The sequence below is a fragment of the Rhodococcus sp. 14-2483-1-1 genome (assembly GCF_002259335.1).
Classification (GTDB): Bacteria; Actinomycetota; Actinomycetes; order Mycobacteriales; family Mycobacteriaceae; genus Rhodococcoides.
On the sequence record NZ_NPFX01000023.1, the window covers coordinates 77,557 to 92,669 of the forward strand.

At 63.7% G+C, this 15,113-nt stretch carries 13 protein-coding genes; all 13 read right to left on the bottom strand.

What is annotated here, in order from left to right; all coding sequences use genetic code 11:
• Nucleotides 1-7: 7 nt before the first annotated feature.
• The 13 genes from nuoN to CH294_RS23695 are packed head-to-tail and all read right to left on the bottom strand — an operon-like array spanning nt 8 to nt 15,082.
• Nucleotides 8-1,570, bottom strand: a complete 1,563-nt coding sequence (nuoN, locus tag CH294_RS23635) for an NADH-quinone oxidoreductase subunit NuoN (protein WP_094739212.1) — start codon at nt 1,568-1,570, stop codon at nt 8-10.
• A complete protein-coding gene (locus CH294_RS23640) occupies nt 1,567-3,105 on the bottom strand; it encodes an NADH-quinone oxidoreductase subunit M (protein ID WP_094739213.1) in 1,539 nt (512 codons plus the stop codon). Before CH294_RS23640 ends, nuoN begins: the two co-directional genes overlap by 4 nt.
• Nucleotides 3,102-4,973: an NADH-quinone oxidoreductase subunit L gene (gene nuoL / locus CH294_RS23645; protein ID WP_094739214.1), complete on the bottom strand. Its 1,872-nt coding sequence runs from the start codon at nt 4,971-4,973 to the stop codon at nt 3,102-3,104. The genes CH294_RS23640 and nuoL overlap by 4 nt, the downstream gene beginning before the upstream one ends.
• A 16-nt stretch (nt 4,974-4,989) precedes the next feature.
• On the bottom strand, nt 4,990-5,289 hold the full coding sequence (nuoK, locus tag CH294_RS23650; RefSeq protein ID WP_008717020.1) for an NADH-quinone oxidoreductase subunit NuoK: 300 nt from the start codon (nt 5,287-5,289) through the stop codon (nt 4,990-4,992).
• On the bottom strand, nt 5,289-6,053 hold the full coding sequence (locus CH294_RS23655; protein WP_094739215.1) for an NADH-quinone oxidoreductase subunit J: 765 nt from the start codon (nt 6,051-6,053) through the stop codon (nt 5,289-5,291). The genes nuoK and CH294_RS23655 overlap by 1 nt, the downstream gene beginning before the upstream one ends.
• On the bottom strand, nt 6,050-6,595 hold the full coding sequence (gene nuoI / locus CH294_RS23660; RefSeq protein WP_032377107.1) for an NADH-quinone oxidoreductase subunit NuoI: 546 nt from the start codon (nt 6,593-6,595) through the stop codon (nt 6,050-6,052). Before nuoI ends, CH294_RS23655 begins: the two co-directional genes overlap by 4 nt.
• Entirely contained in the window at nt 6,588-7,868 is a 1,281-nt protein-coding gene (gene nuoH / locus CH294_RS23665) for an NADH-quinone oxidoreductase subunit NuoH (protein WP_094739315.1), read from the bottom strand. Before nuoH ends, nuoI begins: the two co-directional genes overlap by 8 nt.
• A 26-nt stretch (nt 7,869-7,894) precedes the next feature.
• On the bottom strand, nt 7,895-10,369 hold the full coding sequence (locus CH294_RS23670; RefSeq protein WP_094739216.1) for an NADH-quinone oxidoreductase subunit G: 2,475 nt from the start codon (nt 10,367-10,369) through the stop codon (nt 7,895-7,897).
• Nucleotides 10,366-11,667: an NADH-quinone oxidoreductase subunit NuoF gene (nuoF, locus tag CH294_RS23675; RefSeq protein WP_094739217.1), complete on the bottom strand. Its 1,302-nt coding sequence runs from the start codon at nt 11,665-11,667 to the stop codon at nt 10,366-10,368. The genes CH294_RS23670 and nuoF overlap by 4 nt, the downstream gene beginning before the upstream one ends.
• A gap of 1 nt (nt 11,668) precedes the next feature.
• Nucleotides 11,669-12,580 (bottom strand): NADH-quinone oxidoreductase subunit NuoE, encoded by a 912-nt coding sequence (gene nuoE / locus CH294_RS23680; protein WP_094739218.1) that lies wholly within the window; start codon nt 12,578-12,580, stop codon nt 11,669-11,671.
• A complete protein-coding gene (gene nuoD / locus CH294_RS23685) occupies nt 12,577-13,875 on the bottom strand; it encodes an NADH dehydrogenase (quinone) subunit D (RefSeq protein ID WP_032377103.1) in 1,299 nt (432 codons plus the stop codon). Before nuoD ends, nuoE begins: the two co-directional genes overlap by 4 nt.
• Complete coding sequence (locus tag CH294_RS23690; RefSeq protein ID WP_032403239.1) at nt 13,875-14,531, bottom strand: NADH-quinone oxidoreductase subunit C; 657 nt, start codon at nt 14,529-14,531, stop codon at nt 13,875-13,877. The genes nuoD and CH294_RS23690 overlap by 1 nt, the downstream gene beginning before the upstream one ends.
• A complete protein-coding gene (locus CH294_RS23695) occupies nt 14,528-15,082 on the bottom strand; it encodes an NADH-quinone oxidoreductase subunit B (protein ID WP_037173966.1) in 555 nt (184 codons plus the stop codon). The genes CH294_RS23690 and CH294_RS23695 overlap by 4 nt, the downstream gene beginning before the upstream one ends.
• Between the last annotated feature and the right edge of the window lie 31 nt (nt 15,083-15,113).

A 15,113-nucleotide genomic window follows, 5' to 3' on the forward strand; every position in this document is an offset into this window, starting at 1 on the left:
GTACGAGCTAGAGGAAGTTACCAGCTCGCGTGGCGATATCGAGAACGGGCTGAGGAAAGACTCCCAGTGCCACGGTGACGACCACCGAGACCCCGATCGCACATGACACCGACGCGGTAGGCCGCACCATGGTGACGGTCCGGTCCGTGGGATCGGTGAAGAACATCAGCACTATCACTCTCACGTAGAAGAACGCCGCGATCGCGCTGCACACCACACCGACCACGACCAATGCTGCTCCCCCGGCACCCGAGGCCGCGCTGAACACCGCGAACTTGCCGATGAAGCCGCTGGTGAGCGGGATACCCGCGAACGAGAGCAAGAACAATCCGAACACTGCGGCAACGAGCGGTGAGCGTCGACCGACACCGGCCCACCGCTCCAGGTCGCCCACCTCACCACGTTCGTCTCGGACCAGACCGATGACGGCGAATCCACCCAACGTGCTGAAGGCGTAAGCAAGCAGGTAGAACATCGTGGCCGAGACACCCGAATCACCCACATCACCTGAATTACCCAGCGCGGTCACTCCGGTGAGGATGAACCCGGTGTGCGCCACGGACGAGTAGGCCAGCATGCGTTTGACGTCGGTCTGCGTCACCGCGACAACCGAACCGAGCACCATCGTCGCGATGGCGACCACCCACAGCATCGGCCGCCAACTCGACTCGAGACCGGGCAGTGCCATTCCGAAGATTCGCAGAATCGCACCGAACGCCGCGACCTTGGTCACCGTGGCCATCAGTGCGGTCACCGGCGTGGGGGCACCCTGGTAGACATCTGGAATCCACGAATGAAAGGGCACCGCACCGACTTTGAACAACAAACCCACAGCCAGCAGTGCGGTTCCGATCAGCGCGAGCGATCTGCCCTGACCGTCTGCGGCGATGGCGTCGGCAATGCCGTCCAATCCGACGGTACCGGCATAGCCGTAAAGGAACGCGACTCCGAACAGGAAGAACGCGGACGAGAATGCGCCGAGGAGAAAGTATTTCAGCGCCGCTTCCTGGGAGAGCAGCCGCCGTCGCCGGGCCAGACCACACAGGAGATACAGCGGCAGAGACAGTACCTCCAGCGCGACGAACATCGTCAGCAGATCGGTGGACGCCGGAAACAACAGCATGCCGCCGATCGCGAACATCGCCAGTGGAAAGACCTCCGTCTGGGCAACGCCTGCGTCGATGGCCTCCTTCTCCGCGACGCTGCCCGGAGTGGTCGAGGCCTGCGGAGTGAACGAATCGATACGGCGCTCGGTTCCGGCCCCGGTGACGGCGACTGTGCGCTCCGCCAGCAAAGCGACGGCCGGGATTGCCACCAGCACGATGGTTCCCTGCAGAAACAGCGTCGGGCCGTCGATGGCCACGGCCCCGTTCATCGCATATGCCTCGGTGCCCGCCAGCCCGAGAACGGCCGCGAGAGCCGCCACCAAACCGGCCAGCGCAAGGCCGAGATGGACCCCACGACGTGCCCGCATCGGCACGAACGCTTCGACGAGGACCCCGAGAACCGCGACACCGAAGACGATCAACATGGGCGACAGCAGTCCGTACTGCACCTCGGGAGTGGTCATCGTTGACCTCCTGCACTGTCGACGATCGTGGATTGCACTGCCGGAGTGATGACATCGAGTGCCGGTTTCGGGTACACCCCGAACAGGATCAGCAACGCGAGCAACGGGACCACCACCAACGCCTCACGGGGAACGAGATCGGAGATCGTCTCGCTGCCCTCTCGGACCGGCCCCGTCATCACCCGCTGATAGAGCCAGAGAATGTAGATCGCCGACAGCACGAGCGCACCGGTGGCCACGATCGCGGCGACGCCGTATCGACCGAATGTGCCGATCAACACCAGGAATTCACTGATGAATGGGGCAAGACCGGGTAGGGAGAGCGTGGCCAGACCAGATATCAGAAACGTTCCGGCGAGAACCGGCGCGACCTTCTGGACGCCGCCGTAGTCGGCGATCGCCCGTGAACCACGACGGGACACGAGAAAGCCTGCGATCAAGAACAATGCGGCGGTGGAGATTCCATGGTTGACCATGTACAGCGTCGCACCGGCCTGACTCTGACCGGTCATCGCGAAGATGCCGAGGATGATGAAACCGAAGTGCGAAATAGAGGTGTAGGCAATGAGTCTCATCATGTCGGTCTGACCGATCGCCAGTATCGCGCCGTACACGATGCCGATCACAGCGAGCGTGATGATCCACGGGGCGAACGTCTGCGACGACTCGGGGAAGAGCTCGAGACAGAAGCGCAACATCGCGAAGGTGCCGACCTTGTCCACCACCGACATCATCAGCACCGCCGTTGCGGGGGTGGACTGCACTGCGGCGTCGGGTAACCACGTGTGGAACGGCCACAGGGGCGCCTTGATCGCGAACGCAAGCATGAAACCGAGGAACAACGCGTTCAGCACTACCGGATCCACGCCGAGCCCGCCCGATGCCGCCGCATCCGCGATCGTGCGTAGATCGAACGTACCGCCGTCGAACGGGCCACCCGCCCTGGCGGTGACGACGTACAACCCGATGACGGCAGCCAACATCACCAGGCCACCGAACAGGTTGTAAAGCAGGAACTTCACCGCGGCGCGCGTGCGCTGAACACCGCCGAAACCACCGATGAGGAAGTACATCGGAATCAGCATCGCCTCGAAGAAGATGTAGAACAGCAGTACGTCCAAGGCGAGGAACGAGACGATCACCATGGACTCGACCGCCAGGATCAACGCCATGTAGGTGTGCGAGACCCGGCGCGAACCGTAGTTCGCCACGCGGCTGCCGTCGTTCCAGCCCGCAACGAGGAGCAGTGGGGTCAGGACGGTGGTGAGCAACACCAGCACGAGACCGATTCCGTCGAGGCCGAGCGTGTAGCGCGCACCGAATGCCGCTATCCAGGAATGGTCTTCGAGGAACTGGTATCGATCGCCACCGGAGTCGAACGCGACCGCGAGTACCACCGACACCGCGAGTGTGCCGGTGGCGAAACCCACGGCGACACCACGCGCGATCGTCGGACGATCCGCCGGCACCAGGGCGACGACGATCGCGCCGAGTACCGGCAGAACCCACAGGACGGTCAACCAGGGGATCGTCACAGGACCACCACCATCAGCACGACGAGAACGGCCCCGGCGAACATCGCCAACGCATAGGACCGTACGAAACCGGTCTGCAACCGCCTGGATCGACTCGACACTCCGCCGATCGATCTCCCCACCCCATCCACGACCGCATCGATACCCGCCTTGTCGGCGAATACCATTGTGTTCGTTAGCTTTTGACCGGGTCGCATGAATGCTGCCTCGTTGAAGGCGTCGCCGTACAGATCGGCGCGTGCGGCTCTGGTCAGCACCGATACGTCCTCGGGTGGAGTCGGGGGAACGTCGCGCGCGATGTACTTCCGGTAAGCCACGCCTGCGCCCACGAGTACCACTGCCAGAACTGCGACAGTGACGACCCAGGCAGGAATCGCGTGCTCCTCGTGCGCCGATCCCACCACCGGTTCCAGCCAGCTTTCGAGGCGTCCACCCACCGCGAGGAATGCTCCCGATGCCACCGAGCCGACGGCCAACAGAATCATGGGAGCCGTCATCGTCGCCGACGCCTCGTGCGGATGTGCCTGCGCTGCCCACCGTTTCGGGCCGAAGAACGTCATCAACATCACTCGAGTCATGTAGAAGGCCGTCAGACCTGCACCGAGCAACGTCACGCAGCCGAGCACCACACCTACCGCTCCCCCCGCCGCGAACGCGACCTCGATGATCGGATCCTTGGCGAAGAAGCCGGAGAAGGGCGGTACTCCGATGATGGCGAGGTAGCCGAGACCGAACGTGACGAACGTGATCGGCATCGCGGCGCGGAGCCCGCCGAACCGTCGCATGTCGGTCTCGTCGTTCATCGCGTGCATCACCGAGCCGGCACCCAGGAACAAGCCTGCCTTGAAGAACCCGTGCGAGAGCAACAGCACGATCGCGAAGGCATAGCCGGACGGGCCGAGTCCGGCCGCGAGCACCATGTACCCGATCTGACTCATCGTCGAGGCCGCGAGCGCCTTCTTGATGTCGTCTTTCGCACAACCGATCACGGCACCGAACAGCAATGTCACCGCACCAACCGTGACGGTCGCTGCACGGGCGGCCGGCGACGCCTCGAACACCGGTCCGGATCGGACGATGAGATACACCCCGGCGGTGACCATCGTCGCCGCGTGAATGAGTGCGGAGACCGGAGTGGGGCCCTCCATGGCGTCGCCGAGCCACGACTGCAGCGGCACCTGCGCCGACTTCCCGCAGGCGGCCAGCAGCAACATCAGCGCCATCGCGGTGGCCACCGATTCACTCGCATCCCCGATTCCGGCGAACACCACGTCGTATTGCGCCGATCCGAAGTTCACGAACATGATCATCAGGGCGATGGCCAGGCCGATATCGCCGACGCGGTTGACCACGAACGCTTTTCGAGCTGCCGAAGCGGCCGACGGCTTGTGTTGCCAGAATCCGATGAGCAGGTACGACGCCAGGCCGACACCCTCCCACCCCAGATACAGGCCGAGGAAGTTGTCGGCCAGCACCAGCAGCAGCATGGCGGCGAGAAACAGATTGAGGTACGCGAAGAAGCGCCGACGCTCTACGTCGTGGCTCATGTATCCGATCGAGTACACGTGAATGAGCGACCCGACTCCGGTGATCAACAGGACGAAACAGATCGACAGCTGATCGGCGCGCAGTCCGAAGTCGACCTGCAATTCGTCGACGGGAACCCAGCGGAACAGAGTCTCCGTGACCGCTCTGTTCGACTCGTCACGCCCGAGCATCGAGGCGAACACCAGTGCTGCAACCACGAACGACGACACCGCTGCTGCCGTCGCAGCCAGGTGCCCCCACGGATTGCAACGCCGGCCACCGAGCAGCAGGACGGCCGCGCCGACCGCCGGCAGAGCCGGGAGAAGCCACAGGATCGACATCGTTTCTGCTCCCCCGTCAGTTCTTCATCAGAGAGTTCTCGTCCATCGAGATCGAGCGACGAGAACGGAAGATGGCCATGATGATCGCCAGGCCCACCACCACCTCGGCAGCAGCGACCACCATGGTGAAGAACGCGAACAACTGGCCGTCCAGATTGCCGTGCATGCGCGAGAACGTGACGAACGCGAGATTGACTGCGTTGAGCATCAATTCGATACACATGAACACGATGATGGCGTTGCGCCTGACGATGACTCCCGCCGCGCCGATCGTGAACAGCAGAACCGACAGATAGAGGTAGTTCTCGGGATTCATCAGTCGTCACCCCCGTCCACCTTGTACTGGCTCCGTCGATCGGCGAACAGGGCGTTGACGGACGACTCCGACTCGCTTCCGTCCGGCAGCAGAGCGCGGCGATCCACGCCGTTGTGACGGGCGAACACACCGGGGCTCGGCAGCGGCGTCACCCGGGAGCCGTCGCGGAACCGGTCCTGCGACATCTCTCGCTGACCCTTCACCGGTCCCAGAGCCTCCCGGTGCGCCAGGATCATCGCCCCGATGGTGGCCGTGATCAACAGCGCTCCGGTCAGCTCGAACGCCCATACGTACTCGACGAAGATCAGCTCGGCCAGGCCTTCGACGTTTCCGGTGGAGTTGGCCGCGTCGAGCCCGACGAAATCGAGTCGACCGGCGCGTGCCGAGTCGCGCAGCAGCACCCCGATGATCAACAGCCCGAAGCCGATTCCGATGACGACGGCCGCGATACGGTGCCCTCGCAATGTCTCGGTCAACGACTCCGAGGTGTCGACCCCGACGAGCATCAGGACGAACAGAAACAGCATCATGACCGCGCCGGTGTAGACGACGATCTGCACGACACCGAGAAACAGCGCCCCCTGCGCCATGTAGAAGATTGCGAGCACCACCATGGTGGCGGCGAGAAACAGTGCCGAGTAGACAGCTTTCGTGCTCATCACCACACCGAGAGCGCCGAGGACCGCAACGACACCGAGGGTCCAGAACTGCACGGCCTCACCGGTGGAGGTTGCCTCGAGGGCGAGCTGCACTGTGGCAGTCATCGAACCGGACCGCGATCGGTGTCGGCCTCGCTCTCGGCCCCGGTGACGGTGCCGCGGTAGTAGTCCTCCGCCGAACGCCCCGGTGCCATCGCGTGCGGTGGTGCCACCATGTCCGGCTCCAGCGGTGCCAGCAGCGAGTCCTTCTCGTAGATCAGGTCGGCTCGGTTGTCACCGGCGAGCTCGTATTCGTTGGTCATCGTCAGAGCCCTTGTGGGACAGGCCTCCACACACAATCCGCAGCCGATGCATCGAAGATAGTTGATCTGGTAGACCCCGCCGTATCGCTCGCCCGGCGAGAATCGCTCGGTCTCGGTGTTGTCGGCTCCTTCGACGTAGATCGCGTCGGCCGGACAGGCCCACGCGCAGAGCTCGCAGCCGATGCACTTCTCGAGGCCGTCGGCGTATCGGTTGAGCTGATGCCGACCGTGGTAGCGAACCTCGGTCGGTTTCTTCTCCTCCGGATACAGCTCGGTCTCGGGTTTCTTGAACATCGTGGCGAAGGTGACACCGAATCCGGCGATGGGACCGAGGAATTCAGGCATCGGCGTTCTCCTTCTGTGACCGGGCCGGGTGTGACCGCGCTCCGGCGTGCCGGCTCGCAATCGTCGCGCCCTGCTTGGGGATGGGAGGAATCGGGAATCCGCCTGCCGCGGCATCGAATTCTTCGGTGGGCGGCGGAGGCGGAAGGTTCCGGACACGTGCGCGCCTTCGCAGCATGAGCAGCAGAGAACCCAGAACGGCGACCGCGAAGATCATCGACACGACGAACGTGACCAGAGGCACGTCGTACCTACCGGCCCCGAGTACGCGCACCGTCGCGATCACCATCACCCAGATCAGAGCGACGGGAATGAGGATCTTCCAGCCGAAGTTCATGAATTGGTCGTACCGCAGCCTCGGCAACGTCGACCGCAACCAGATGAAGACGAACAGGAACACCCACACCTTGACGACGAACCACAGCACCGGCCACCATCCCGAATTGGCACCGCTCCACAGACTCAACGGAATCGGAGCCCGCCAGCCGCCCAGGAACAACGTGGTCGCGAGCGCCGACACCGTGACCATGTTGATGTACTCGGCAAGCATGAACATCGCGAATCGCAAGGAGGAGTATTCGGTGTGGAACCCGCCCACCAGTTCCCCTTCGGCCTCGGGCAAGTCGAAAGGAGCGCGGTTGGTTTCACCGACCATCGCCGTCACGTACACCAGGAACGACGGCAAGAGCAAGAGCACGTACCAGGTGTTCTGTTGCGCAGCAACGATTCCGGACGTCGACATGGTCCCCGCGTACAGGAATACCGCAGCGAACGACAGGCCCATCGCAACCTCGTAGGAAATGACCTGCGCCGTCGAACGCAGTGCACCCAGCAACGGATACGTCGAATTCGACGCCCAGCCGGCCAGGACGATTCCGTACACACCCACCGAGGTGACCGCGAGGATGTACAGAACCCCCACCGGCAGGTCGGTCATCTGCAGCGGAGTCGTGGTACCGAACACCGACACCTCGGGCCCGAACGGAATCACCGCAAACGCCATGAAGGCAGGGACCACCGAAATGATGGGAGCCAGAATGTAAATGGGCTTGTCGACGCCGGTCGGAGTGATTCCCTCTTTCAGAGCAAGCTTGATCCCGTCCATCAGCGACTGCAACAGTCCCCACGGACCGACCCGATTGGGCCCGACGCGCATCTGCATCCACGCCATGATCTTGCGTTCGGCATAGATCGCAACGAGCGGTGTGAGAACCAAGAATACGAAGACCGCCAAGGCCTTGCCGATCACCAACCACCACGGGTCGGTGCCGAACATCGACAGATCGGTCGGCGCGGAGACGATCACAATGCCTCTCCCTCGGGTCGTTCCGCAGGCTCCGCCCTGCGCAGCCTGACCACCGCACCCGACTCCGCGCCGAGTGAGCGGTACACCGAGGAACCGGGCGAGTTCATCGGTACCCACACCACGTTGTCGGGTAGATCGGTTACTTTCAGCGGCAACGTGATCGAGCCACAGTCCGTCTCGACACTCACCCGATCACCGTCGATCGCCTCGATCGTCGACGCAGTCGCAGCGGACAGTCGGACCGTAGGTGGGCGACCGGTCTTCGCGAGATCGACCTCGCCGTCCTGCATCCGCCCCGAATCGATGAGCATCCGCCACGTCGCCAGAATCGCCTCCCCGGGCGCGAGCGACGGCGTTTCGGCGCGCGGACGCACTCGGGCCACGGCGATCCGCGATCCGTTCCAGCCACCCAGACGGGCCAGCTCACCGCGAGCTGCAGCCGCGTCGGGCAGCAACAGCTCGACCCCCATCTGTTCGGCGATGGCATCGAGAACGCGCTGATCGGGCAGTACCGCGCCTGCCCCGAGTGCAGTGTCGAATGCGCGCGGTCTTCCCTCCCAGTCCACGAAGGTTCCCTGTTTGTCGACTACCGGTGCCACCGGGAACACCACGTCGGCGCGTTCGGTGACCGCGCTGTGTCGAAGTTCGAGACTGACCACGAACGCCGATCGATCCACTGCGTCGAGCGCGGCGCGCGGATCGGGTAGATCGTGCGGGTCGATTCCAGCAGTGATCAGAACGCGATCGGGACCGGCGTCCGCCAGTATCGCGGCGGTATCGCGACCGGAGTCAGCGGGAAGTTCTGCCACTCCCCACAGGGCTGCCACCTCGGCGCGCGCCGACGCATCGGCCACAGGCCGCCCGCCCGGCAGCACATTCGGCAGTGTGCCGGCGTCGAGCGCGCCGCGTTCTCCGGCACGTCGCGGAATCCACGCCAACTGCGCTCCGGTGTCGTCGGCCAACTTCGACGCTGCGGACAGTCCGCCGGAGACTGCGCCGAGCCGCTCTCCGACGAGAACGATCGATCCGGGCTCGCGGAGGAGTTGGGCAATGGATTCGGTGCCTCGATCGCCGACGTGCAATGCGTCGAGCCAGTGTGGCTCGTCGCCTGGAACCGATTGCAGCAGAACACCATCGAGTTTGCGTAGACCTCGGCTGGCCCAGGGCGCGATCGAAGCCACCACCAGACCCCGAGTACGGTGCGCCTTGCGCAGTCTCAGGAACACCAGAGGCGATTCTTCTTCGGGCTCGAAGCCGACCAACACCACCACGGGCGCATTTTCGAGGTCGGTATAGGTGACTCCCAACCCGGTCCCTGCGATTCGACCGGCCAGGAAGTCGGCTTCCTCTGCGCTGTGACTACGGTTGCGAAAGTCGATATCGTTGGTGTGCAGAACCGTTCGAGCGAACTTGGCGTACGCGTAGGAGTCTTCGAGGGTCGACCTTCCGCCCACGAGTACCGCGGCACGACCGATGGACGCGGCCAATCCGGCTGCTGCGGCCGCCAGTGCAGCCGACCACGACGTCTCGATCAAAGCGCCCGACTCGTCTCGGATCATCGGGGCGGTGATGCGGTCCGGCTCGGTGGCGTAATGGAACGCCCAGCGGCCCTTGTCACAGTTCCATTCCTCGTTGACCTGGGGATCGTCTCCCGCCAGACGTCGAAGAACCTTGCCGCGTCGGTGGTCGGTACGTTGAGCGCAACCTCCTGCACAGTGCTCGCAAACGCTCGGCGACGAGGTCAGGTCGTAGGGTCGGGCTCGGAACCGATACTCGGTGTTCGTCAGTGCCCCCACCGGGCAGATCTGGACGGTATTTCCCGAGAAGTAGGAGTCGAACGGTTCGTTACCGAAGATGCCCACCTGCTGCACCGCACCTCGTTCGAGCAACTCGATGGACGGATCTCCGGCAACCTGAGCCGCGAAGCGAGTGCACCGAGCGCACAGCACACAACGTTCCCGATCGAGCAGAACCTCGGCCGACAGCGGAATCGGCTTGGGATAGGTACGTTTGGTCTCGGTGAACCTGGACTCGGTGCGGCCCGCAGCCATTGCCTGGTTCTGCAGTGGACATTCACCGCCCTTGTCGCACACCGGGCAATCGAGGGGGTGGTTGATGAGCAACAACTCCATGACCCCGCGCTGTGCCTTGTCCGCGACCTCCGACGTCAGCTGAGTACGCACGACCATGCCGTCGGCCACCGTCGTCGTACAGGACGCCAACGGCTTGCGTTGCCCCTCGACATCGACCAGACATTGCCGGCAGGCCCCCACCGGATCGAGCAGCGGATGATCGCAGAAACGCGGAATCTGCACTCCCATCAACTCGGCAGCGCGAATCACCAATGTGCCCTTGGGAACACTGACCTCGTGGTCGTCGATGGTCAACGTCACCATCTCTACCCCGGTGACCGACTGATCGGGGCTAGCAGGAGTGGAGCCAGCGGAACGACCGGGTGTCGGTGCAGTCATGACGTCAGCTCCTCTGCCATCAGGGTCGATCGGTGCGGGTCGAACGGGCATCCCTGCTCGGTGACGTGACGGATGTATTCGTCGCGGAAGTACTTCAGTGAGGACACGATGGGGCTGGCGGCACCGTCTCCCAACGCGCAGAAGGACTTTCCGGCGATGCCGTCCGCGATGTCGAGCAGAGTGGCCAGGTCACCCTCGGTACCGGTACCACCGTCGAGGCGCCTGAGGATCTGCACCAGCCAGTAGGTCCCCTCCCGGCACGGTGTGCATTTCCCGCAGGATTCGTGTGCGTAGAACTCGGTCCACCGCAACACCGCTCGCACCACACATGTCGTGTCGTCGAAGATCTGCAGTGCCTTGGTACCCAACATCGATCCGGCGGCACCGACGCCCTCGTAGTCGAGTGGGACATCGAGATGGTCGCCGGTGAACATCGGTGTCGAGGATCCTCCCGGCGTCCAGAACTTCAATTCGTGTCCCGGTCTGATCCCGCCCGCGCAGCCGAGCAACTCCCGCAGCGTGATTCCCAGCGGTGCCTCGTACTGGCCCGGACGGCAGACGTGGCCAGAGATGGAATACAGCGTGAATCCGGGCGACTTCTCGCTGCCCATCGACCGGAACCACTCGATTCCCTTGCGCAGGATCACTGGAACGCTGGCGATCGATTCGACGTTGTTCACCACGGTCGGGCGCGCGTACAGGCCCGCCACTGCGGGGAACGGTGGCCGCAGCCGAGGTTGCCCCCGCCGACCCTCCAACGAATCCAGCAGGGCTGTCTCCTCGCCGCAGATGTACGCACCGGCTCCGGCGTGGATCACCAACTCGAGGTCGAAACTCGATCCGAGAACGCCCTTTCCCAGATAGCCCGCCGCGTAGGCCTCGGCGACCGCGGCCTGCAGCCTGCGCAGCACCGGCACCACTTCACCTCGGACGTATACGAAGGCGTGGGATGCACGAATTGCGTACGCGGCGATCACGATTCCCTCGATCAGCGTATGCGGACTCGCCATCAGCAGTGGCATGTCCTTGCAGGTACCCGGCTCGGACTCGTCGGCATTGACCACCAGATAGTGCTCTTTGCCGTCGTTCTGGGGTATGAAGCTCCACTTCGTTCCGGTAGGAAAGCCCGCACCACCCCTGCCACGTAGGCCGGATTCCTTGACGAAGGCGATGAGGTCGTCGGGGTCCATCGCGAGGGCCTTCTCGAGCCCCGCGTATCCGTCGTGACTTCGGTAGGTGTCGAGAGTCCACGAGTCCTTCTCGTCCCAGAACTCGCTCAAGACCGGCGTCAGGGCCATGTCACTCCCCCTTCGTCGATGGATCGGTCTCGGTGGTGTTCGGCTGTGGTGGCACGGTGGCCGAGGGTGCCGGCGCAGGCTTGTCTCGCACCGTCTCCGCTACTGCTTCGGCTCCGACATCGGGGGTCTCGACATCGGGGTGCCCGTCGTCCGGATTCGATGCGACCTCGGGAGCAGACATCGCGTGCTCTCGGGCGTAGCGCAGACCGGTGAGAGTGGCTTCGCCTGCGCCACCGGATGATTCGACCGCCTCGGGGCGGTCATCGGGAAATCCGGCGAGAATTCGTTCGGTCTCACGAAACGTGCACAGTGGCGCTCCACGCGTCGGGGTGACCTGAGCACCGGATCGAAGTGCATCGACCAGATCCCGCGCAGACGACGGGGTGCTGTTGTCGAAGAACTCCCAATTGACCATCATCACCGGTGCGTAGTCGCACGCGGCGTTGCATTCGATGTGTTCGAGAGTGATGGTGCCGTCGGCGGTCGTCTCGCCATGCTCGATGTCGAGGTGGTCGCGCAGGGTGTCCATGATGGCGTCGCCGCCCATGACGGCGCACAGGGTATTGGTGCACACGCCGACGCGGTACGTCCCCGTGGGCTCGCGGCGGTACATCGAATAGAACGTTGCGACGGCAGTGACCTCCGCACCGGTGAGTTCGATTACGTCGGAACAGAATTCGATTCCTGCGGGGGTGAGGAAGCCGTCCTCGGATTGCACGAGGTGCAACAACGGCAGCAGTGCCGATCTGGCCTGCGGATAGCGCGCGACTACGATGGCGGCGTCGGCGTGCAGCCGGGCGAGCACCTCGGGGGCATACGACGTTCGTGCACCGCGGCCGGCCAGTTGCACCGCCTCGTCCGGGCGGGCTCCGAGTTGAATCAGCACCGGCTCCGAGTGCGGCTGCGTGGTCATCGGTCCACCCCACCCATCACCGGGTCGATACTGGCGACCGCGGCGATGACGTCGGAGATCATGCCGCCCTCGCACATCGCGGCCACTGCCTGCAGATTGGTGAAGGAAGGGTCTCTGAAATGCACTCGGTACGGCCGTGTCCCGCCGTCGCTGACGATGTGGACGCCCAGCTCACCGCGAGGTGACTCCACCGACGACAGCACCTGCCCGGCCGGGACTCGCATCCCCTCGGTCACCAGTTTGAAGTGGTGGATCAGTGATTCCATCGAGGTGTTCATGATTGTGCGCACGTGATCCTGCGAGTTGCCGAGGCCATCGGGTCCCGACACCAGATCGGCAGGCCAGGCGATCTTCTTGTCGTCGATGACGACGGGCCCCGGACGGAGGCGATCGAGGGTCTGTTCGACGATCTTGAGTGACTCCTTCATCTCCTCGACCCGGATCAGATAGCGCCCGTAACAGTCGCTTCCGGTGTCGGTCACCACGTCGAACTCGTAGCTGTCGTATCCGCAGTAGGGATCGGCGCGGCGCAGATCGTAGGGCAGTCCGGTCGATCGAAGCACCGGGCCGGTGACGCCGAGGGCCATGCATCCGGTGAGGTCCAGGTAGCCGACGTTCTCGGTTCTGGCCTTCCAGATCGGGTTGTCGTTGAGCATGAGTTCGAGATCTCGAAGGCGTCCGGGCAGCACCCGGAGAAGCTCGCGCACCTTCTCGATCGCATCGTCCGGGAGATCCTGAGACAGCCCTCCCGGACGGATGTAGGCGTGATTCATCCGGAGCCCGGTGATGGCCTCGAAGACGTCGAGGATCAGTTCTCGCTCACGGAAGCCGAACAGCATCGCTGTTACCGCACCCAATTCCATTCCGCCCGTTGCCAATGCAACCAAGTGGGACGAAATTCGATTCAGCTCCATCAGCATCACCCGGATCACCGTCGCGCGCTCGGGAATGTCGTCGGTGATGTCGAGCAGCTTTTCCACGCCGAGGCAGTACGCCGTCTCGTTGAAAAACGGCGACAGGTAATCCATACGGGTGACGAACGTGACGCCCTGGGTCCAATTGCGATACTCGAGGTTCTTCTCGATTCCGGTGTGCAGGTAGCCGATCCCGCATCGAGCCTCGGTGACGGTCTCGCCCTCGATCTCGAGAATCAACCGCAGTACCCCGTGGGTGGACGGGTGTTGCGGACCCATGTTCACCACGATCCGTTCGGTGCCGGACCCGCGGGCCAGTTCGACGACGTCGTCCCAGTCCTGGCCCGATACCGCGTAGATGGTTTCGTCTGTTGCGCTCATCAGCTGTACGACCTGCGCTCGTTCGGGGGCGCGACCCGAGCGCCCTTGTACTCGATGGGAATTCCACCCAGCGGATAGTCCTTGCGTTGCGGGTGACCGACCCAGTCGTCGGGCATCTCGATACGCGTCAGTGCAGGGTGACCGTCGAACACGATGCCGAAGAAGTCGTAGACCTCGCGTTCGTGCCAGTCGTTGGTGGGATACACCCCGCAGAGCGAGGGCGTATGCGGATCTGCATCGGGCACGGCGACTTCGAGTCGCAGGCGACGTCCGTGTGTGATGGAGACGAGGTGATAGACCACATGCAATTCGCGGCCGACCTGATCCGGGTAATGCACACCCGACGCGCCCGTACACAACTCGAATCGGAGCTCCTCGTCGTCACGCAGCGCACGGGCCACCACGGGAACAAGCTGCCGCGTGAGATGCAACGTCAACTCGCCCCGATGGATCACCACGCGTTCGACTGCGTCCTCGTACGACACAGCACCGGCTTCGAGAACCGCGGCCAGCCGGTCGACCACTGCATCGAAGTAGCCGCCGTAGGGCCGCACGGCGGTGTCGATCGCTGCGACCGGAGGCTGCAGTCGGCCGTAACCGGATGTGTCACCGGTGCCCTGGACACCGAACATCCCGCGGGGTCCGTGCGCGGTCATCGCAGCAGGCCTTTGAGATCGATCGTCGGGGTGGACGACAGCGCCGCGGCTTCGGCTGCCGCGCGCACCTGCTCTCGATTGACGCCGAGCGGCATTTCCTGAATCTTCTTGTGCAGCTCCAGAATTGCGTTGAGCAACATCTCCGGCCGCGGCGGGCAACCCGGCAGATAGATGTCGACGGGAACGATGTGGTCGACGCCTTGGACCACCGCGTAATTGTTGAACATTCCGCCCGAGGACGCGCAGACCCCCATGGCCAGCACCCATTTGGGTTCGGCCATCTGGTCGTACACCTGCCGCAGCACCGGACCCATCTTCTGGCTGACGCGCCCCGCCACGATCATCAGATCCGCTTGGCGCGGAGACGCGCGAAACGCTTCCATACCGAATCGGGCGAGGTCGAACCGACCGGACGTAGTGGCCATCATTTCGATCGCGCAGCACGCGAGACCGAATGTGGCCGGCCACAGCGAACCCTTACGGGCGTATCCGGCCAACCCTTCGACCGTGGTCAGCAGAAATCCACTGGGTAGCTTCTCTTCGAGTCCCATCGATCACGCTCTTTCGCTTTCGCAGAATTGA